Source organism: Streptomyces sp. NBC_00247 (assembly GCF_036188265.1).
Classification (GTDB): Bacteria; Actinomycetota; Actinomycetes; order Streptomycetales; family Streptomycetaceae; genus Streptomyces.
On record NZ_CP108093.1, the window covers coordinates 4,110,573 to 4,128,585 of the forward strand.

At 72.4% G+C, this 18,013-nt stretch carries 15 protein-coding genes; 7 read left to right on the forward strand and 8 right to left on the reverse strand.

Going from position 1 to position 18,013, the window contains the following annotated elements; genetic code table 11:
- Nucleotides 1–76 precede the first annotated feature (76 nt).
- Complete coding sequence (locus tag OHT52_RS17695; protein WP_328721183.1) at nucleotides 77–820, forward strand: SDR family oxidoreductase; 744 nt, start codon at nucleotides 77–79, stop codon at nucleotides 818–820.
- A gap of 256 nt (nucleotides 821–1,076) precedes the next feature.
- On the opposite strand, the gene OHT52_RS17700 is transcribed toward OHT52_RS17695, so the two are convergent.
- From OHT52_RS17700 to OHT52_RS17710, 3 genes are all read right to left on the reverse strand, one after another.
- Nucleotides 1,077–2,180 carry a tyrosine-protein phosphatase gene (locus OHT52_RS17700; protein WP_328721184.1) on the reverse strand — a complete coding sequence of 368 codons (1,104 nt, stop codon included), beginning with the start codon at nucleotides 2,178–2,180 and terminating at the stop codon, nucleotides 1,077–1,079.
- Between the two features lie 360 nt (nucleotides 2,181–2,540).
- Nucleotides 2,541–3,227: a pyridoxine/pyridoxamine 5'-phosphate oxidase gene (locus OHT52_RS17705; RefSeq protein WP_328721185.1), complete on the reverse strand. Its 687-nt coding sequence runs from the start codon at nucleotides 3,225–3,227 to the stop codon at nucleotides 2,541–2,543.
- A gap of 169 nt (nucleotides 3,228–3,396) precedes the next feature.
- Nucleotides 3,397–4,047, reverse strand: a complete 651-nt coding sequence (locus tag OHT52_RS17710; protein WP_328721186.1) for a TetR family transcriptional regulator — start codon at nucleotides 4,045–4,047, stop codon at nucleotides 3,397–3,399.
- 286 nt (nucleotides 4,048–4,333) lie between these two features.
- Here OHT52_RS17710 and OHT52_RS17715 point away from each other — a divergent pair, with 286 nt between their 5' ends.
- The 4 genes from OHT52_RS17715 (at nucleotide 4,334) to OHT52_RS17730 (ending at nucleotide 8,766) form a co-directional block, all read left to right on the forward strand.
- Nucleotides 4,334–4,621 carry a hypothetical protein gene (locus tag OHT52_RS17715; RefSeq protein ID WP_328721187.1) on the forward strand — a complete coding sequence of 96 codons (288 nt, stop codon included), beginning with the start codon at nucleotides 4,334–4,336 and terminating at the stop codon, nucleotides 4,619–4,621.
- Complete coding sequence (locus tag OHT52_RS17720; protein WP_328721188.1) at nucleotides 4,618–4,824, forward strand: hypothetical protein; 207 nt, start codon at nucleotides 4,618–4,620, stop codon at nucleotides 4,822–4,824. The genes OHT52_RS17715 and OHT52_RS17720 overlap by 4 nt, the downstream gene beginning before the upstream one ends.
- 136 nt (nucleotides 4,825–4,960) lie before the next feature.
- Nucleotides 4,961–5,773 (forward strand): VOC family protein, encoded by an 813-nt coding sequence (locus OHT52_RS17725; RefSeq protein WP_328721189.1) that lies wholly within the window; start codon nucleotides 4,961–4,963, stop codon nucleotides 5,771–5,773.
- Between the two features lie 560 nt (nucleotides 5,774–6,333).
- Complete coding sequence (locus tag OHT52_RS17730) at nucleotides 6,334–8,766, forward strand: serine/threonine-protein kinase (protein WP_328721190.1); 2,433 nt, start codon at nucleotides 6,334–6,336, stop codon at nucleotides 8,764–8,766.
- A 71-nt stretch (nucleotides 8,767–8,837) separates the two neighbouring features.
- On the opposite strand, the gene OHT52_RS17735 is transcribed toward OHT52_RS17730, so the two are convergent.
- Nucleotides 8,838–9,446 carry a hypothetical protein gene (locus OHT52_RS17735; RefSeq protein ID WP_328721191.1) on the reverse strand — a complete coding sequence of 203 codons (609 nt, stop codon included), beginning with the start codon at nucleotides 9,444–9,446 and terminating at the stop codon, nucleotides 8,838–8,840.
- A 418-nt stretch (nucleotides 9,447–9,864) separates the two neighbouring features.
- On the opposite strand from OHT52_RS17735, the gene OHT52_RS17740 reads away from it, so the two are divergent.
- Complete coding sequence (locus tag OHT52_RS17740) at nucleotides 9,865–10,446, forward strand: hypothetical protein (RefSeq protein WP_328721192.1); 582 nt, start codon at nucleotides 9,865–9,867, stop codon at nucleotides 10,444–10,446.
- A gap of 252 nt (nucleotides 10,447–10,698) precedes the next feature.
- On the opposite strand, the gene OHT52_RS17745 is transcribed toward OHT52_RS17740, so the two are convergent.
- The 4 genes from OHT52_RS17745 to OHT52_RS17760 form a co-directional block, all read right to left on the reverse strand.
- Nucleotides 10,699–10,890 carry a hypothetical protein gene (locus OHT52_RS17745; RefSeq protein ID WP_328721193.1) on the reverse strand — a complete coding sequence of 64 codons (192 nt, stop codon included), beginning with the start codon at nucleotides 10,888–10,890 and terminating at the stop codon, nucleotides 10,699–10,701.
- A 223-nt stretch (nucleotides 10,891–11,113) separates the two neighbouring features.
- A complete protein-coding gene (locus tag OHT52_RS17750) occupies nucleotides 11,114–14,233 on the reverse strand; it encodes an AfsR/SARP family transcriptional regulator (RefSeq protein ID WP_328721194.1) in 3,120 nt (1,039 codons plus the stop codon).
- 384 nt (nucleotides 14,234–14,617) lie between these two features.
- Nucleotides 14,618–15,466 (reverse strand): MerR family transcriptional regulator, encoded by an 849-nt coding sequence (locus OHT52_RS17755; RefSeq protein WP_328721195.1) that lies wholly within the window; start codon nucleotides 15,464–15,466, stop codon nucleotides 14,618–14,620.
- A 256-nt stretch (nucleotides 15,467–15,722) separates the two neighbouring features.
- Nucleotides 15,723–15,926, reverse strand: coding sequence for a cold-shock protein (locus OHT52_RS17760; RefSeq protein ID WP_003967102.1), 204 nt, complete (start codon nucleotides 15,924–15,926; stop codon nucleotides 15,723–15,725).
- 711 nt (nucleotides 15,927–16,637) lie between these two features.
- Between OHT52_RS17760 and OHT52_RS17765 the strand changes: the two genes are divergently transcribed.
- Nucleotides 16,638–17,516, forward strand: a complete 879-nt coding sequence (locus OHT52_RS17765) for a menaquinone biosynthetic enzyme MqnA/MqnD family protein (RefSeq protein ID WP_328721196.1) — start codon at nucleotides 16,638–16,640, stop codon at nucleotides 17,514–17,516.
- Nucleotides 17,517–18,013 lie beyond the last annotated feature (497 nt).

Genomic DNA, 18,013 nt, shown 5'->3' on the forward strand with positions numbered 1-18,013 from the left:
GCGATACCCGGCAGGTATCGCCGCCCACCCAGTCGGTCTTGGACGCCCTGCCCGGCGGCGGAGAAGTATCGAGGTCATGACTGAGACGAACACCGTGAACCACCGCAGGGTCGCGCTGGTGACCGGGGCCAACAAAGGCATCGGGTACGAAATCGCCGCCGGGCTCGGCGCCCTCGGCTGGACGGTCGGGGTCGGCGCGCGGAACGAGGAACGGCGCGAGGCCGCTGTGGAGAAGCTGCGGGCGGCGGGCGCCGACGTGTTCGGCGTACCGCTGGACGTGACCGACGATGCGAGCGTGACAGCGGCGGCCCGCCTGATCGAGGGCCTGAGCGGGCGTCTGGACGCGCTCGTCAACAACGCCGGAATCACCGGAGGTCTCCCTCAGGAGCCCACCACGGTCGACGTGGACCGGGTACGGGCGGCGGTGGAGACCAACGTGATCGGGGTCATCCGCGTCACCAACACCATGCTGCCGCTGCTGCGCCGCTCGCCGGCGCCGCGGATCGTGAACGTCTCCAGCAGTGTCGGCTCTCTCGGCCTCCAGACCACCCCGGGCACTGAGACGGGCCCGATCTCCGTCGCCTACGCGCCGTCGAAGACGTTCCTCAACGCCGTCACCGTGCAGTACGCCAAGGAACTGGCCGACACGAACATCCTGATCAACGCCGTCTGCCCCGGCTACACGGCGACCGACCTCAACGCCTTCCAGGGTGTCCGTACCCCCCAGCAGGGCGCGGTCGCCGCGATCCGGTTGGCCACCGTGCCGGCCGACGGACCGACGGGCCGCTTCTTCGACGACACGGGGGAGGTGCCCTGGTGACGCGTTCCCGGCCGAGTCTCGGGGGCGAGGACGTCGTGGAGGACCAACCTCTTCCACGGCGGTTCCGCCGCGCCGTTCGCCGGGCTTGACGAAAAGGTCCAGCCCCGACCGGACGGCCTTGGCCGGGCGGGTGGTGAAAGCCCCGCCTGTCCGGCTACGCCCGGCACGCACGCTCGCCGCGAAGTCGGGGGTCGCCCCGGTACATCCGGTATCGGGGCGGCCCTCCGGGCGGACGGCGCTGCTTTCGCGACACGCTTCAGCCGACGAGCAGCGAGGACTTCAGCTCCTCGATCTCCTTCGAGGAGAGGCCGAGACCCTTCTTCTCGTAGTTCTCGAACGAGCCGAACTTGGCCTTGACCTCGTCGAAGCCGGAGTTCAGGTACTCGGCGCGGACGTCGAGCATCGGCTTGTACGCGGCGGCCGTCTCGGCCGGCATCTGGGCCAGCGCGGCGGCGTTCGCCTCGGCGCGGTAGGTGTTGCTGGCGAGGTAGTCCTGCATGACCGTGGCCTTCGGCACGCCGAGCGCGGTCAGCAGGGCGGCGTTCGCCCAGCCCGTGCGGTCCTTGCCGGCCGAGCAGTGGAAGAGCACCGCGTGCTGGTCGTCGTCGGCCAGCCCGGCGAAGACCAGCTGGTAGGCAGCCTTGCCGGTGGCCGAGCTGACCATCGCCTTCTCGCCGTCCACCATGTACTGGGCGGACTTCTCGGCCGAGGACAGGTCGATCGCCGAGGTGACGTCGCCGCCGATGACGTCGGCGACCACGTACCTCGCGCCTGCGGGCACCGTGTCCGGGGCGGAGGTGCGCTCGCCGGCGGTGCGCAGGTCGAAGTCGACCTTGATGCCGAGACGGTTCAGCTTGGCGACGTCGGAGGTGGTGAGGGTGTTCAGCGCGCCGGAGCGGTAGACCTCGCCCATCTTGACCCACTGGCCCGCGCTGGTGCGGTAGCCGCCCGCGTCACGGAAGTTGACGGCGCCCTGGAGCGCGATCTCGCGGTCCGCGAGGCGGAGCGAACCACCCTGCGCCGGGACGAAGTCGAACCACTGGCGGTCGGCGGCCGGCAGGCCCTTGACGGTCACCGTGGCGTGGCTGCCGCCCTTGGCGACGACCTTGCCGTTCGCCTTGATCGCGACCTGGCGGACGCCGGGGGCGGTCCAGGACAGGGTGTACGAACCGTTGTCGTTCGCCGTGACGGTCGCGGCGGTGAACGGTATCCGCCGGCTGTGCTCACGCGAGGCGGACGCCTTGCCCTGGTGGGCCGGAGCGTGGTGAGAGGTGGCCGAAGCGGCCGAGGCGCCGGCCCCGACGAGCAGGGCGGCGGCGGCGACCGCCGCGGAGACCTTGGCGCGGTTCATGGTGTTCATGGGGGTGAGCCTGCTTTTGCCGGACGAGCGAGGGGGAAACGCCAGATGAATTGGCGACAAAGCTGAGCTGCACCTCTGGTCCGGTGTGCTGTCCGGTGCGCCGTCGGGGTACGGAGAACCGGAATGCAAGGTTCCGGCACCGTGCGGCCCGGCGAGGGCCTGGAACCCGCGCTTCCCCTGCCAGGCACCGATGGCGAGTGGTTCCCCGTCAGCGCCTGGCAGAGCGACATCCCCGGGCCGACGGGACCGCCCGCCTCGGCGCTTCTGTCCGCGGGGCCGCTCGCCACGCCCTCGGGCTGAGCCGGAACCCCCCTGGCCGGTGGGGGCGGCTGCCGGGGCCGCCCCACACCGCCGGGTCCGTCACGGCCAGAGCAGCTCCCGCACCCACCCCGTTCCCCGGCGGCGGTAGCGGAGCCGTACGTGGCGGCGGCGGGGGTCGCCCTGGAAGAACTCGACTTCCTGGGGCTGGACGACGTACCGCTGCCAGCTCGCCACCTCCGCGTCCGGCTCTTCCCGCGCCCGACGCCACGCCGCGTCCGACGCACGGGCCAGCTCCCCGGCATCCGCCAGCACCTCGCTCTGGCGGCCGACCAGACCCGAGGCGAGCGCGCCGGTGGAGCGGGCGTGCAGATCGGCCCGGCTCTCCTCGGCCGGCCCGAGGGCGACCGGGCCGCGTACCCGTACCGACCGGCCCTGCACCGGCCAGTAGAAGTCGAGCGCCGCGTGCGGGTGGGCGGCGAGCTGGTGGCCCTTGACGCTGGTGGAGTGGGTCGCGAATCGCCAGCCGCGCTCGTCCGCGTCGTGCAGCATCAGCGTGCGGACGTCGGGCCGGCCGTACGCGTCGACGGTCGCCAGCGCCATGGTGTGCGGCTCGGGCTGCCCGGCGGCCACGGCCTCGGCGAACCACGCGTGGAAGAGGGGGACGGGCGCGTCGGGCGCGGTCGCCGGGTCGAAGCCGGGCAGCTCGGTGTCCCACACGCGCTGGGCGTGCAGCAGACGGAGAAAGGCCGTGTGCGCGTCGGTACGGGACGCGTCGTCATCGCTCATGGCGCCCATTGCAGCAGGCGGGGGCGGTGGAGGGGGTGCGCGGCGTGTTCCGGATACACCGACGGCGGGCCACAACGCGCGTGTGGCCCGCCGTCGGTGAGACAGGATGCCGGGCGTCCGGGGTTGGCCGTGCACCGCCCGGTGAAGGGGGTCTATCCGTCGAGGGCGCCTACTTCGTGGGCTTCTTGCCGGTGACACCGAGGTGCACCAACAGGGCGAGATTGGGGCGGAGTTCGCCGACCTTGACGCCTGTCCCCGTGGTCAGGGCCTTCTGGTGCGAGGCGACGGCGGCCAGCATGGCGACGAGCGAACCCGCCACCGCGGCGGGGTTGACGTCCTTGTCGACCTTGCCCTTGCCCTGGAGCTCCTTCACCGCGTCCGTGAGGGAGTTGGTGAACGAACTGAGGATCTTCACGCGGATCTTGTTGAACCGCTTGTCGCCCTCGGCCGAACCGAGATCGATCACGCGGAGAATCGCGTCGTTGCGCCGCCAGAAGTCGAGGAAACCGTCCACGAGTTCCTCGGAAGCCTGCCAGCCGGCCTTACCGACCCACGAGCGGCCGGAGGCGAGTTCGTTCAGCCCGGTGCCCTCCTTGGCCAGTTCGTCGGCGACTTCGAGGACGGCGCCTTCCACATCCGGGAAGTACTGGTAGAAAGTCGCGGGTGAAGTCCCCGCCTTCCGTGCGACGTCGATGACTTTGACGTCCCGGTACGGCGAGGAGCTGAGCATCTCGCTGAGGCAATCGAGCAGCTTCTGCCGCGTCGCCTGACCGCGTCGACCGGCCACGCGGCCGTCGACGGTGCGTACTTGTCCTGTCATGCCGTCAGCTTACCGACGGGTGAACGGAGCGCGATTCGGCCGAGTGCAAATGGGGAATTACCCAGCGCGCAGAGGGTGAGGGGTGGTATTTCGGCCATCTTTTGCGCGCGATCCGCAGGGCGGGACGGATACTTCTGGGGCCCTTGCGAAGCGGGTGTTCGCCCGAAGGCTCCGAGGCGGTCGGCTGGATCGGTAAGTGTTATCAACAGCCTGTGGAAAACTTCGGTGGACAACTTTCGCCCGTCACGGGGCGAGTCCGCCCGCAGACCGTTCCCGGGGAGGGGAAATGACCGCCGTTCCCGCCCTGTCGCTCGATGCCCTGGCGGCCGTCCGCCGGGACCCGCAGGAGTCGGACCGGGCCTTCCCGGTCGAGCGGGTGCCCCAGGTGCTGCGGGGCATCGCCCTGGACGGGGTGGTCGCGGCTCCGGACGGCTGGTGCCTGGAGTACTGCCTGCGGGGGAGGGGCGGCGACCGGGTGAACAAGGCGGCGACCGAAGCGCTGCCCTTCCTCGTGGCCCTCGCCGCCGATCCGGGGGTCCGCGTGCGCACGGAGCTGCTCGACCTGAACCCGTGATCCTCTCCTTCGCCGAAACCCTGCTGACCTGCCCGGCCCCCGGCGCGAGGCTCTGGGCCGCGTACGTCCTCGCGGTTCCGGGTGCCCGCTCGGAGCCGTACGCGGATCTGCCGGCCCCGCTGGTCGACGACGAGGGGGAAGACGAACGCTACGAAGGCACCGTCGCCGGCCAGGCGCGCTGGGCCCCTGACCCGGATCGGTGACCGCCGGCCTGCGGGCTCACCGGCGGGCGGGGGAGCGCGGGCGCCGTTACGTTGGCCGGGACAGGTGTCACGCACCCGTGACGCGCCCGGCCGCGCGGCAGGACCGCGCGCTCCCGGCGAGGGAAGGACCCGGCCCATGGCGGCATTCGCGCACTCCGTTCCCTGCTGGGTGGAGGTGCACCTCTCCGACCTCGAAGCGGGCAAGCGCTTCTACGGCGGGCTCTTCGGCTGGACCTTCCGCGCGGGGGACGGCATGCCCTTCGCCGACGCCTACAGCGAGGGCCGGCTCGTCGCCGCGCTCGCCGCCAAGACGGACGGCCGGATGCCCACCACCTGGGGCGTCCACTTCGCCACCGACGACATCCGGGCGACCGTCCACGCGATCCGCTCGGAGGGCGGTCAGATCATCACCGACCCCGTCCGCGCGGGCCGCGCCGGAATCCTCGCGCAGGCCGTCGACCCCGACGGCGCCGCCTTCTGGCTGTGGCAGGCGGAGGAGCGGCCGGGCTTCGAGAAGCAGAACGAACCCGGTTCGTACTGCTGGACCGAGCTCTACACCCGGCGCCCCGACCGGGTGGACCCCTTCTACGCCCGCGTCTTCGGTTTCCGCAGCACCGACCTGGGCGCGGACGCGAGCGGGGACACCGGGGCGGCGAAGAGCGGCATCGACTTCCGCATGTGGTCCCCGCCCGGCGCCACCCCCGGCCCCGACACCGCGGTCGGCGGCCGGAGCGTCATCACCGACGCCTTCCCCGAGATGATGCCCAGCCACTTCCTGACGTACTTCGCCGTCGCCGACTGCGACCGAACCGCCGAACGGGTCCGGGAACTGGGCGGCCGGGTCACCGCCGCGCCGTTCGACATCCCGTACGGGCGGATGGCAGCGTTCCAGGACGACCAGAGCGCCGCGTTCGCGGTGCTCCAGCCCGCCGAACCGACGCTGCCGTAGGCGGGATGCCGGGGCGCCGTCCTGGGCCGGACGGTCCGTGGGTTCGCGCCCTTGTCACCGCGACGCCCCGGCCGGCGTACGGGCGGGCAGCGCCGGCAATGGCGCGACGAGAATCGTCGCCCGGTCGCCGACCGCGCTGCCGGGTCACCTCCAGCGGTACTGACGGGCGATGACGTGAGCCCGCGCGAGCATCGCCCCGGGGGCGAGGGCGTGCACGGCAGGTCTGTGCGCGCCCCCGCTCGCGTTCCGGATGCGCCGGACATCCGTACAACACCGGCCCGCCCCGGCGCACTTCGTATCCGTCAGCGCGCCGCGCACTCCTGCCCTTCGCCCGTACGGCGGTTGTGCGGGCACGTTCCCATAGCAGCGAGCCCCGTCCTTCTGCCACCTACAGAGGCTGGTGACACCCCGATTCGCCCCCGGGTTCGCAACTGGGGGCCGCGCCAGGAAGAATCGGGGTGCGCACCGCCAGGTGGTGCCCGGTGGTGAGACGCCGCACGGGGCGGGAATTCGCGGGCAGGGTCGTGGGACCAAGGCCCGTACGGGGAGGTGGCAGGCAAGTGGAACAGCTGACGCAGCACGACCCGAGACGGATCGGCCCGTTCGAGGTGCTGGGACGGCTCGGAGCCGGCGGCATGGGGCTCGTCTATCTCGCACGCTCGGCGTCGGGCAGACGGGTGGCGATCAAGACCGTCCGCACCGAGCTCGCCGAGGACCAGCTCTTCCGCGTCCGGTTCACCCGCGAGGTCGAAGCCGCCCGTGCGGTGAGCGGGTTCTACACCGCCGCCGTGGTCGACGCCGACCCGCGCGCCGCCGTGCCGTGGCTGGCCACCGCCTACGTGCCGGCCCCCTCGCTCGAAGAGATAGTGAACGAGTGCGGGCCCATGCCCACCCAGGCCGTCCGCTGGCTGGCCGCCGGTATCGCCGAGGCCCTCCAGTCCATCCACGGCGCCGGGCTCGTCCACCGCGACCTGAAGCCGTCCAACGTGCTCGTCGTGGAGGACGGCCCCCGGGTCATCGACTTCGGCATCGCGTCCGGAGTGTCCAACACCCGGCTGACCATGACGAACGTCGCCGTGGGCACCCCCGCCTACATGTCGCCCGAGCAGGCCCGCGACTCCCGCAGCGTCACCGGCGCGAGCGACGTCTTCTCGCTCGGCTCGACCCTCGTCTTCGCGGCCACCGGACACGCGCCCTTCCACGGCGCGAACCCGGTCGAGACCGTCTTCATGCTGCTGCGGGAAGGGCCCGACACCGAAGGGCTACCGGACGAACTCCGCCCCCTGATCGAGTCCTGCATGCAGATGGACCCGACCCGCCGCCCCAGCCCCGCGGACCTCCAGGCGCAGCTCGCCCCGCACCTGTTCGCCTCGGGCAGCGACGACAGCGGCACCGCGTCCGCCTGGCTGCCCGGCCGGGCCACCGCGATGATCGAGCAGCGTCGCGGCGGCGGACGGACCATGGCCCCCGCGCCCGCGCAGGTGGTGGCCCCGCCGCCGCCCCCGCGTCCGCCGCTCGGCGACTGGGAGACCAGCCGCATGCCCGAGACCGCCCCGGTGCCCCCGCCGTCCCACGCCAGGCCCGCGCCGCCCGTGGGCCCCGGCCCCTCCGTACCGGCACCCGCGGCGCCCGCGGCATCCTCGACGGACGGCGGCCCGGTCCGGCTGATCGGCGCGAAGGTCGCGATCGGGCCCGGCCCGCGCGCCGCCGAGATCCGGGGCGCCGCCGCCGCGCACCCGGCCGCCGCCACCGGCTGGGTCCGCCCGCCGGCCGGCCTGACCGGTGCGCTGCCCGCCCCGGTCACCGCGCCCGTACCCGCGCCGGCCACCGCCCCCGGGGCGGCGCCCGCCGCGCCGGACCGCTGGCGTCCCTGGCGGTTCCGCATGTCCAACGACGTCTGGGGCACCCCGGTCGTCGCCGGCGGTCTGCTCTACGTGACGTCCTTCGAGATCCACGCGCTGGACATCGGCAACGGCCGGCGCCAGTTCAAGACGCGGGACGTGGCCTGGGCGATGGCCGTCGACGACGGGGCGATCCACGCCTCGGACGGCCCCTCCCTCTACGCGCTGGACGCCAGGGGCGGCACCGAACGGTGGCGGCGACGGACCGACGCCTGGGTCTACTCCCTCAAGGCCGACCGGGGCACCGTTCTCACCGGGACCCGGGGCGGCGGCGTCCAGGCGTGGGACGCGGCGGGTGGCGAACCGCTCTGGGAGATCAACGGCGCCCAGACCGACTTCGAGACCGCGGAGGCCGGTCCGGCGCTCCACGAGGGGACCGCGTACGTCTGGAAGGACGCCCGGCTGCGTGCGCTCGACGCGCGTACCGGCTCCGAGCGCTGGTCGTACCCCATCGGTGACGCGGCCTCCTGCGGCGGTGTCCCGGTGCGGGTGACCCCCGCGCCGGACGGCAACGTGTACGTCGCCGCGGGTACCCGGGTACTGGCCGTGGACAACGCCGCCGGTCACGTGCGCTGGCACTTCGAGGCGCCCGCCGTCTTCCTGTCGCCGCCCGCCTTCGCTCCGGGCCCGGCGGTGACCGGGGGCGGCGTGTACCTCGCCGACTACCTCGGCACGGTCTACGCGCTCGACGCCGCGAACGGCAAGGACCGCTGGCGCATCGCCACGGAGGCCCGCCACTCCATCGAACCCGTACTGGTCGCCGGCGGGAACGTGCACGTCGGCAGCGGCAGCGCGCTCTACACCCTCGACGCGGTGACCGGCACCCCGAAGTGGCGGTTCGCGGCCGGCGGTGACGTGGTCGGCGGCCCCGTCGTCGCGGACGGACGGGTGCACTTCGGCTCCGCCGACCACGTCCTCTACACCCTGGACGCGGCGGGCGGCACCCTGCGCTGGAAGCTCGCCACCGGCGGCGAGATCACCGGCTCCCCGGTGGCCCGCGACGGGGTCGTCTACGCCTGCAGCAAGGACCGGTGCGTCTACGCGCTGGACGCGCTGAAGGGCACGGGGACGGGGAACAACCGGGCCCGGTAGGCCGCAGGTCCGGCGGGTGGCGTGCCCGGCAGGCCCGGCTCGTCGGCGGAGCCACCGTGCGCAGCGCGGCCTCAGGGGCCGTCGTGCCGACGCGGGTCCTCCGGGCCGGTGTACGGATCCGGTTCCGGCTCGGGCAGCGGACTCGTGTGGGCGGACGGGCCCGGCTCCTGCGTGGGTGGCCAGGTGTCCGGGTGCTCGTAGCCCGGTGTGGGGTAGGGCGCGGTGCGCGGGTCGTGGTCCGGGGCGCTCCCGACCCGGTCCCGCCGACGCCGGCGCCCCGACATGACCAGGGACCCGATCAGCATCAGGAGGCCGCCGCCCAGGGCGAGCACCACCCCCCACTGGAGCCCGGAACCGTCCGGGTCCACCGTCAGGCTTCCCGTCGCCTGGCCCTGCCGGACCATCCACAGCACGGTGAAACCGAGCGTCAGCACCCCGGCGAGCGCCACCACCGGCCGCGAGCGGAGCACGACCCCGGCGAGGGTCAGCACCGCGGCGACCAGCAACGGCAGGAACAGGGAGACCATCACCCCCGACGAGGTGGTGGTGATGCCTTCGAAGAGGTCCCGGACGCGGTAGTAGCGCCCGGGGCGGCCGTCGTACCAGTCGCGGAAGGGGCTCAGGACGGCGGCCGCCGCTCCGGCGAGAGCGATCACGGAGCCGAGGACGTTGCGGATCATCGTCAGCCTCCTGCGCGCATCGCGCGTACCTACCGACGGCGCACGCGGGTACACGTGCGTGACACTCTCGCGTTCGACGCTACGCCCGCCCTCCGGCGCTCGCGACTCCGAAGCCGCGCCGCCACTTCCGGCCCGCCCGGCACATCGCTCCGGCCGCTCCGCACGTCACTGAGGCCGTTCCGCACGTCACTGAGCCCGCCCCGCAACACCACCGTGCGCACCCACCCCGTGTGTCACTTCCGGCCCGTTCTGCTCGTCATTTTCGGACCCGCCCCGCACACCATGACCAATCCGTGACAGGGTCATGACCTGGCGGCGGGTCTTCGCCCCGATGCTGGTGCGGCAACGAGAACGCCCGGAAAGGCGCCGGGAGAAGACGCCGCGAAGAAGAAGACGAGACACGAGGGGGGCTGCATCCATGGTGCGGCAACAGATGAAACTGGCGGCGGTCCTGGCGGTGGTGGTGCTCGCGCTCACCGGATTCTCGACGTCCAGCCACGGTCACGGCCACAGCGGGTCGAGCCACGGCTCCGGCTCCGGCGGCGGGTGCTCCAACTCCCACAAGAGCAACGGCTACAACAGCGGCAGCACCACCGACGACTATGACGACGACGACTACGGCTCCGGCTCGTCCTCGGGCTCGACCTCGGACTCCACCACGGACTCGTTCACGGACGAACCGACCCCCGACCCCACCGCCGTGCCCACCACCGACCCGGGCGTCCGCGTGCTCAAGTGCGCCCATCCGGCGGACGGTTCGAAGAAGGCGGTGGCCTCCTCGCAGGTGGAGCTCTCCCCGGTCGACTTCGGAATCGCCGAGGTCGACATCACGGTGACGTTCTCCGACTCCGCCACCAACACGCTCGACACGGCTCATCTGCGGGTCGAACTCGACGCCTCTGCATCGCGCGACCCCCAGAAGTTCACGGTGCCGATGACGGACCCGAGCAAGCTGGCCGAGGTCTACGACTGCAACGCCACCGCGGTGCTCGTCGGCTGACCCCAGGTCGACCGGCCGGGCGGAGCGCACGGAGGGGCCCGTCGCGACGGTGTCGGATGCGGTGACCCACAGCATCCGACACCGTCGCGACGGGCCCCTTCCGGTTGCCGCGCCGCCGTAGCCGTACCCCGGCGTCCCCGCCGGCTCCGGACGCACGACGGCCGCGGTGGCTCCCCCTCCGCGCCACCGCGGCCGTTCCCCCGTGTCCCGCGGCTCCCCCGAGCCCCGGGCCCCCGTAGCGAAAAAAGTCTGTCAGGTGACGGGCTCCGACGTGGCGTGCATGTCGTCGGTCGTCGCCGTGCCACCGGTGCTCTGCGCGGTCAGCAGCTTCGAGGTGCCCGTGGCGTGCATGTCCAGCGTGGTCAGCTCCTCGGCGGCGACCTCGGTGCCGGTGGCGTGCATGTCCTGCGTCGTGAGCTTGGTGTCCTTCTGGGCGTCCGCCATGTTCCGCTCCCTGCGAATCCTCGTATCGGGTGGGCGAGGCCCGTCCGGCTGTTCCCCCGAACTGCCGGACGGGCCTCGCAAGAGCCGCTCACTTTAGGGCCTGTACCGAGGCCTCAGTGCCACGACCCACAGGTCGCCCCGTCTGCCCCCCGACGCGACGGATCGACTGGTTAGAGAGTGCCGGTCGGCGATAAACGAATGATGAACGTGCTCTGACAGCGCTTCACGCCGGCATCACGGACGCGAACCGGTTCAGCAGGGCGCGTACCTCCACGGCCTCGGGGGAGCCCGAACCGTCGTAGATACCGAGCGCCTCGCGCCAGCAGACCTGCGCCCGGCCGAACTGGCCGATCCGGACCAGGGCCTGACCGAGGACGGTGAGGACATTGGCCTTCCGCCAGTCGCCCCCGATCCCGCGCAGCGCGGTCAGCGACTGCTCGGCCCCGGCGGCGGCCTCCACCGCCCGCCCCGCCGCGAGATCGACCTCCGCGAGACGGAACAGGGTCATGCCCACCCACAGCCGCTGCCGGCTCTCGCGGAAGACCACCAGGGCCTCCTGCAACCGGTCCGTCGCATCGGAGAACGACTCGCGCCGCGTGAGCGCCATGCCCAGGGCGTACCGGCCGTTGGCGCTGCGGAGCGCGTGGCCCATCCCGTCGTAGATGTCCGTGCCCCGCTGCGCCAGCTCCACCGCGCTGCCGGTACGGCCGGTCGCCAGGTGGATCCGGGACAGGTTGCACAGGGCGCTCGCCTCGCCCGGCCGGTCCCCGATCAGCCGGAACGCCTCGATGGCCTGGGCGAAGTACGTCTCGCCGTCGTCGTGACGGTTCTGGTAGAGCGCCATGATCCCGAGCGCGTTCGAGGCCCAGCAGCCCGGCAGCGGGTCCAGCGCCGGGTCGACCAGCGCCATGATCCGCGCCGCCTCCTGCTCGGCCTGGTCGAACCGGCCCGATGCGTGGTGCACATCGGCGAGGGTGACCAGCGCCCGCACCTCCGCACGGCGGTCACCGCAGGCCGATGCCGCGCCCAGCAAGGTCAGCGCGGTCGTCTCGTACTCCTTCGCGTTGGCACCCGACTCCCCGAGATCCAGCGCCGCCCACAACAGGTCCACCGCGCGCCGCAGAGATGCGGGCCCGACGGACTGGCGCGCACAGGCGAGGATCGTGGCGGCCTCCGTGTACAGCCAGTCCCGTGCCGCATGACGGTCGGTGAAGGCCAACCCGGTCCGCCCGGTGGGCTCCAGATGGTCCACCAGCCGGTCGCCCGGCCGCTCCAGCGCGTACACACCGGCAGCCGTCGCGAGATAGAAGTCGGTCAGCCGGGAGAGCGCCCGCTCCCGCTCCTCGGGAGGATGCTCGTCGCGCTCGGCGCACGCACGCGCGTAGAGCCGGACGAGATCGTGGTAGCGGTAACGCCCCGGTGCCGCCGACTCCACCAGGGAGGTGTCGACCAGCGACTCCAGGATGTCCTCGGCCACGTGCGGCTCCAGATCGAGGAGCGCGGCGGCGGCGGCCAGAGACACGTCCGGGCCGTCCGCCAGACCGAGAAGGCGGAACGCACGGGCCTGGGCGGGCTCCAACTGGCCGTATCCCAGCTCGAACGTCGCCTTCACCGCGAGATCGCCCGCCCGCAGCTCGTCCAGCCGGCTCCGCTCGTCGGCGAGCTTGGCCGCCAGCACCGACACCGTCCAGGTACGGCGTGACGCGAGCCGCGAGGCGGCGATGCGGATCGCCAGCGGCAGGAATCCGCACGCCGCCACCACGTCGAGGGCCGAGTCCCGTTCGGCGTTCACCCGCTCCTCACCGACGATCCGGGTGAAGAGCTGCAAGGACTCGGCAGGGGACATCACGTCCAGGTCCACCAGATGCGCACCGGCCAGGTCGATCATCCGCACCCGGCTCGTCACCAGAGCGGCGCACCCGGGCGTCCCCGGCAGCAACGGCCTTACCTGCGCGGCGTCGTGAGCGTTGTCCAGCAGCACGAGTACCCGGCGGCCGTCGAGGGTCGACCGGTACAGCGCGGCCCGTTCGTCCAGCGAGTCCGGAATCGCCGACTCGGGGGTGCCCAGCGCGCGCAGGAACGCACCCAGCACCGTCTCGGGCTCGGCTACCCGGGCCCCCGCACCCTGAAGGTCCACGTACAACTGGCCGTCCGGGAAGTGGCTCCTGGACCGATGGGCCACGTGCACCGCGAGCGTGGTCTTGCCCACGCCCCCGATGCCCGCCAGCGCCGACACCGCCATCACCGAACCCTCGGCCGTCGCCAGCCGGTCACCGAGCTCGCGCACGAACGAGCCGCGGCCGGTGAAGTCCGGGACCGTGGCCGGGAGCTGGGCGGGGCGCACGGCGGCCGGCGGTCCGGGCGCGACGTCGTCGACCGGTCGGGCCAGTTCCTCGTCGGCCCGCAGGATGCGCTGCTGGAGCTGCGAGAGCTCGGGACGCGGATCGACCCCCAGCTCCTCCGCGAGGAGCCGTCGGGTGTCCGCGTACACCGCGAGCGCCTCGGACTGCCGGCCGCTGCGGTACAGCGCCAGCATCAACAACTCCCGCAGCCGCTCCCGCAGGGGCTGCGAGGCGGTGAGCGCGGTCAGCTCGGAGACCGCCTCCGCGTGGTGGCCCAGCTCCAGATCCAGGTCGAGCCGTGTCTCGGTCAGCTGACGGCGCCACTCCTCCAACCTGGTGCGCTGATTCTCCGCGTACGGACCGGGCACCGAAGCCAGCGTCTCGCCGTCCCAGAACGCGAGGGCCTCCGCCACCAGCTCCCGGGCCCGCGCCCGGTCGCCGGACGCCCGCGCCTTCTCCGCCGCGCTCACCGACTCCTGCGCGAGACGCACGTCGAGGGAGCCTTCACGGAGCCGGATCGCGTAGCCACCCGACTCGCTGACCAGCACGTCCTGACCGAGCGCCTTGCGGAGCCGGGAAGCGTACGTACGGATCGCCGCCAGCGCCTTCGGCGGCGACTCCTCGCCCCAGATGGCATCGATCAACTCCGCGGCGGTCGCGGTACGGCCGTCCCGGAGGAGCAGCGCCGCCAGCAGCGCCCGCTGCTGCGGGGAACCGGAGGCCAGCGGGTCGTCGCCGAGCCGGACCCGAACGGGTCCCAGGACGGCGAAGTGCAACTCGCGCCGGGGGGGTTGGGACGGGGCCCGGGCCTCGCGCCGACCCTGATCGTGGGCCTGGGCCTGGGCCTGGACGTGGCTCTGGAGGTGGTCCGGGGCCTGGGCCTGGTTCTGGAGATGGTCCTGGGCCTGGTCCTCTGTGGGATGCGGCTCGGCTCCGGACACCGGCCCTTGCGTGGCGCGCTGCTCCGGAACGCGCACGCGTGGCCCGTTGTCGCGGTCCATTGATGCCCCCTGTCCTGCTCTTCGCTCCGCCCGGTCGTGCTGTGGTCGCCGGCACCGGGACGGGACGCGGGGGAGCACCCGGGTGTGACGTGAGGGCGCATCCGGATCGTTCCGTACCGTGGATACCGCGGTTGACAGTCTGCCTTGTCGCGGGCTGCCCCGTCAGCACTGCGTGACGCTCTGCACAAGGCCTCGACAACGATTCCGGAACCTTGCCCAGGGGAGCGGGCGTCGGCGGTGTGCCCGGGGGTGGGTCCGCGCCGCGTTCCGGGCCGCGTTCCGGGGGCATCGCAGTGGCATCGCAGGGGCATCCCAGGGGAGGCGCCCCCGGTGCGAACACGCGTGGCGCGGGCCGGCACCGGGGGTACCTCCTACCGGGAGGGGTCAGCCCCGGACGATGCGCTGCTGCAGCTCCGTCACCCACTTCTCGTGGTCCTCGGGGCACTCCAGGCTGACCTCACGGCAGTAACCGACCGCCCCGTAACCGCTGGCGTCCAGCCAGCGCGCGAGGACCTGTTCCGTGGAGAGAACGGTGTCCATCGGGCCCCGGTGCACGAGGGTGGCTGCCTCGAACGAGGGCAGTTCCACCACGTGTACCCCGGTGTCGCCGATCGGGCCGACCGGCGCGGATACCGTCACCCCGGCGTGCACGAGGATCGCGCCGACCGCGGTGTTCTCGCTCGTGTCCCCGTCCGGGGTGTTCTCGTACCGGGCGATACCGGGACCGGTGGGCGTGACGCCCGCCTCGGCCAGCAACGGGAACAGCCGCTCGTACAGGGGGGTGATCACCGGGGTGATGTCCTGCGGCCGAAATTCGGCGGCCGTACCGGTCAACTCGGCGACCCGTACCGCCGGAACCCGCTTGACCACGATGTCGTCGGTGTCCATGCGTCCCTCACTCTCGATCGTCCGGAGTCGCGCCTCCACCTGGTTCAGCCGTGCCGCCGCCGCTGCCATGGCCGCTTCAAGCTCCGACCGCCTCAGCCGCAGCATCCCGCGCAGTTCCTGTGCGGTGATCTCGTCGTCGAGGATGCTCCCGACCTCTTGGAGCGTGAAGCCGAGCTCCTTGAGGGCGATGACGCGGTTGAGGCGGGCCAGTTGGGCGGCGCCGTAGAAGCGGTAGCCGGTGGCCGGGTCGGTACGGTCCGGACGCAGCAGCCCGATCGCGTCGTAGTGACGCAACATGCGGGGTGATACCCGTCCGTACCGGGCGAAATCTCCGATGGTGAACATGATGTCTCCGAGTGCACGGCTTCACACGGGGTGAAGGTCAAGGCAAGCGCGGAACCCGAGTAAACGCCGGGCGCTGGACCGGGGCGCGGAGAAACGGAGCGCGGGAGAGTCGCGCGGGAATTGCGGCGTGGAGAATCGGCCGGTGCGGTGCGGGGAATGCCGCGCGGGCAAAGGGCAGGAGCCCCGCCCCTCGCCGAAGCGAGGGGCGGGGCTCCTTGGGTACTGCTTGCCGGCCGCGATCGACCGACCCGGGCAACTAGGCCGGGGTGACGTTCTCAGCCTGCGGGCCCTTCGGACCCTGAGTGACGTCGAAGTTCACGACCTGGTTCTCCTCGAGGGAGCGGAACCCGGACGCGTTGATCGCGGAGTAGTGAACGAAGACATCCGGGCCGCCGCCGTCCTGGGCGATGAAGCCGAAGCCCTTTTCAGCGTTGAACCACTTGACGGTTCCGGTAGCCATAAAGCCCTCCTTGGGCCAAAGGGTTGCCCTGCTCCAGAACCTGCAAAGAAGTCTGAAAACTACAAAAGCCTGCGGGTTACATGCTCCGCAGGCTTTGTACTGCAAGGGAAACCAAACTGCAACTTGCGGGCGAGCCTAGCACGCAGTCTCTGGGGAGCGGTAGAGGGAAAGATCACTTCACTCGAATGTTTGATTGGGCGATCCGATAGGTGACCGGCGGGTGTGGAGGTGGGTGTGGAGGTGGGTGTGGAGGTGGGTCGGCAGGCCGGTGTGGAGGCGGCTGCGGAGGCTGTTCGGTACGGCTCCGCGCCAAGGGGGCACGGCGGAGATCCGGAGGGGCGCGCAAGGGTGTCGGGGAGGGGCGTGAGGGGGCGCAGAGGAGAGGCGCGGGGATGGGGGCGGGGGCTGCGGGGTGAGGTCGAGGGGACGAGGTCGAGGGGTGAGGTCGCGGGTGAGGTCGAGGGGGAGGGCGAGGGCGAGGGGGAGGGGCGAGGAAGGGGGCGGGGGAGCCCGGGGCGGGGTGTCGTGGGAGCGCGTCGGGTCGTGCGCGCGGGGACGGGCGGGCCCCAAGGCTGCCGCAGGGCGGGAGGGGCGAGCGGATGGGGAGGAGAAGGGAGCGAGGCGGGACGCGGGGCGGGCGGAGGAGTGGGCTCGACCCTGGGGCGTCGCCCCGGTGGTGTGGTCGTCCGGCCGCAGGTCTAGCCTCGCGATGTGGACAATTCAACCGTCTCTCCCGTCGAAGGCGGCCATCGCCGCAGCCGGCCCCGCGTCGGCCACATCCAGTTCCTGAACTGCCTTCCCCTCTACTGGGGACTGGCACGGACAGGGACCCTGCTCGATCTGGAGCTGTCGAAGGACACCCCGGAGAAGCTCAGTGAGCAGCTGGTCAAGGGCGACCTGGACATCGGCCCCATCACCCTGGTGGAGTTCCTGCGCAACGCCGACGACCTGGTCGCGTTCCCCGACATCGCAGTCGGCTGCGACGGCCCCGTCATGTCGTGCGTGATCGTGTCGCAGGTGCCCCTGGAGCAGCTCGACCGGGCGCGGGTGGCCCTCGGCTCGACCTCCCGTACCTCCGTCCGTCTGGCCCAGCTCCTGCTCGCCGAGCGCTACGGGGTGCAGCCCGACTACTACACCTGCCCGCCCGACCTCGCCGCGATGATGCAGGAGGCGGACGCCGCCGTGCTGATCGGCGACGCCGCGCTGCGCGCCAACCTGCACGACGCCCCGCGTCTCGGGCTCCAGGTCCACGACCTGGGCGAGATGTGGAAGGAGTGGACGGGGCTGCCGTTCGTCTTCGCCGTCTGGGCCGCGCGCAAGGACTACCTGGCCGCCGAACCGGACTACGTCGACAAGGTGCACCAGGCGTTCCTGGCCTCGCGGGACGTATCCCTCGAAGAGGTCACCAAGGTCGCCGAGCAGGCCGCGCGCTGGGAAGCCTTCGACGCGCAGGTGCTGGAGAAGTACTTCACCACTCTCGACTTCCGCTTCGGCCCCGATCAGCTCGCGGGCGTCAAGGAATTCGCCCGGCGCACCGGCGGTGCCACCGGCTACCCCGACGACGTACACGTCGAACTCCTCGGCAGCTGACCGACGCGGTCGACCGGCCTGCCGGCCCGCCCTGTTCACCCGCCCTGTCCGCCCCGGTCCGCCCGGCCCGTCAGCCAGTCCGTCCGGCCGCCCTCACGGCGTGCGCCGGGCGGTGCGCCGGGCGGTGTGACGGCGGACCGGCGGGCGGCGGGCGGCGGACTGGTGGGCGGTGTCCGACGCGGACGCGTGGCCCGGCTGGGTCCCGGCGAAGACCTCCCGGTACGACGGGTGGCTCCGAGGTCCGGACGGCGCGCGTCTTCCGATGCCGCACGCTCCCCGGCCCGTACGGGCTCCGGCGAGCACCCCGGCTTGTACGGGCTCCGGCGAGCACCCCGGCCCGTACGGGCTCCGGCGAGCACCCCCCGGCCGTGTGCGCCGGCCCCATGCGCGCGTTCGGACGGCCGGCGCGTGCGGTTCGGGGCTCTGATCCTCCGATCCGAGGGTGTGCACGCGCTGCCCCGTGGTGCCGGAACGCGCGTCCGGGGCGGGCGCCGTGG

Bases quoted from the DNA above. Each gene is read 5' to 3' on its own strand.
- OHT52_RS17695 (WP_328721183.1), top strand. From the start codon at position 77: ATGACTGAGACGAACACCGTGAACCACCGCAGGGTCGCGCTGGTGACC.
- OHT52_RS17700 (WP_328721184.1), bottom strand. From the start codon at position 2,180: ATGAACACCATGAACCGCGCCAAGGTCTCCGCGGCGGTCGCCGCCGCC.
- OHT52_RS17705 (WP_328721185.1), bottom strand. From the start codon at position 3,227: ATGAGCGATGACGACGCGTCCCGTACCGACGCGCACACGGCCTTTCTC.
- OHT52_RS17710 (WP_328721186.1), bottom strand. From the start codon at position 4,047: ATGACAGGACAAGTACGCACCGTCGACGGCCGCGTGGCCGGTCGACGC.
- OHT52_RS17715 (WP_328721187.1), top strand. From the start codon at position 4,334: ATGACCGCCGTTCCCGCCCTGTCGCTCGATGCCCTGGCGGCCGTCCGC.
- OHT52_RS17725 (WP_328721189.1), top strand. From the start codon at position 4,961: ATGGCGGCATTCGCGCACTCCGTTCCCTGCTGGGTGGAGGTGCACCTC.
- OHT52_RS17735 (WP_328721191.1), bottom strand. From the start codon at position 9,446: ATGATCCGCAACGTCCTCGGCTCCGTGATCGCTCTCGCCGGAGCGGCG.
- OHT52_RS17740 (WP_328721192.1), top strand. From the start codon at position 9,865: ATGGTGCGGCAACAGATGAAACTGGCGGCGGTCCTGGCGGTGGTGGTG.
- OHT52_RS17745 (WP_328721193.1), bottom strand. From the start codon at position 10,890: ATGGCGGACGCCCAGAAGGACACCAAGCTCACGACGCAGGACATGCAC.
- OHT52_RS17750 (WP_328721194.1), bottom strand. From the start codon at position 14,233: ATGGACCGCGACAACGGGCCACGCGTGCGCGTTCCGGAGCAGCGCGCC.
- OHT52_RS17755 (WP_328721195.1), bottom strand. From the start codon at position 15,466: ATGTTCACCATCGGAGATTTCGCCCGGTACGGACGGGTATCACCCCGC.
- OHT52_RS17760 (WP_003967102.1), bottom strand. From the start codon at position 15,926: ATGGCTACCGGAACCGTCAAGTGGTTCAACGCTGAAAAGGGCTTCGGC.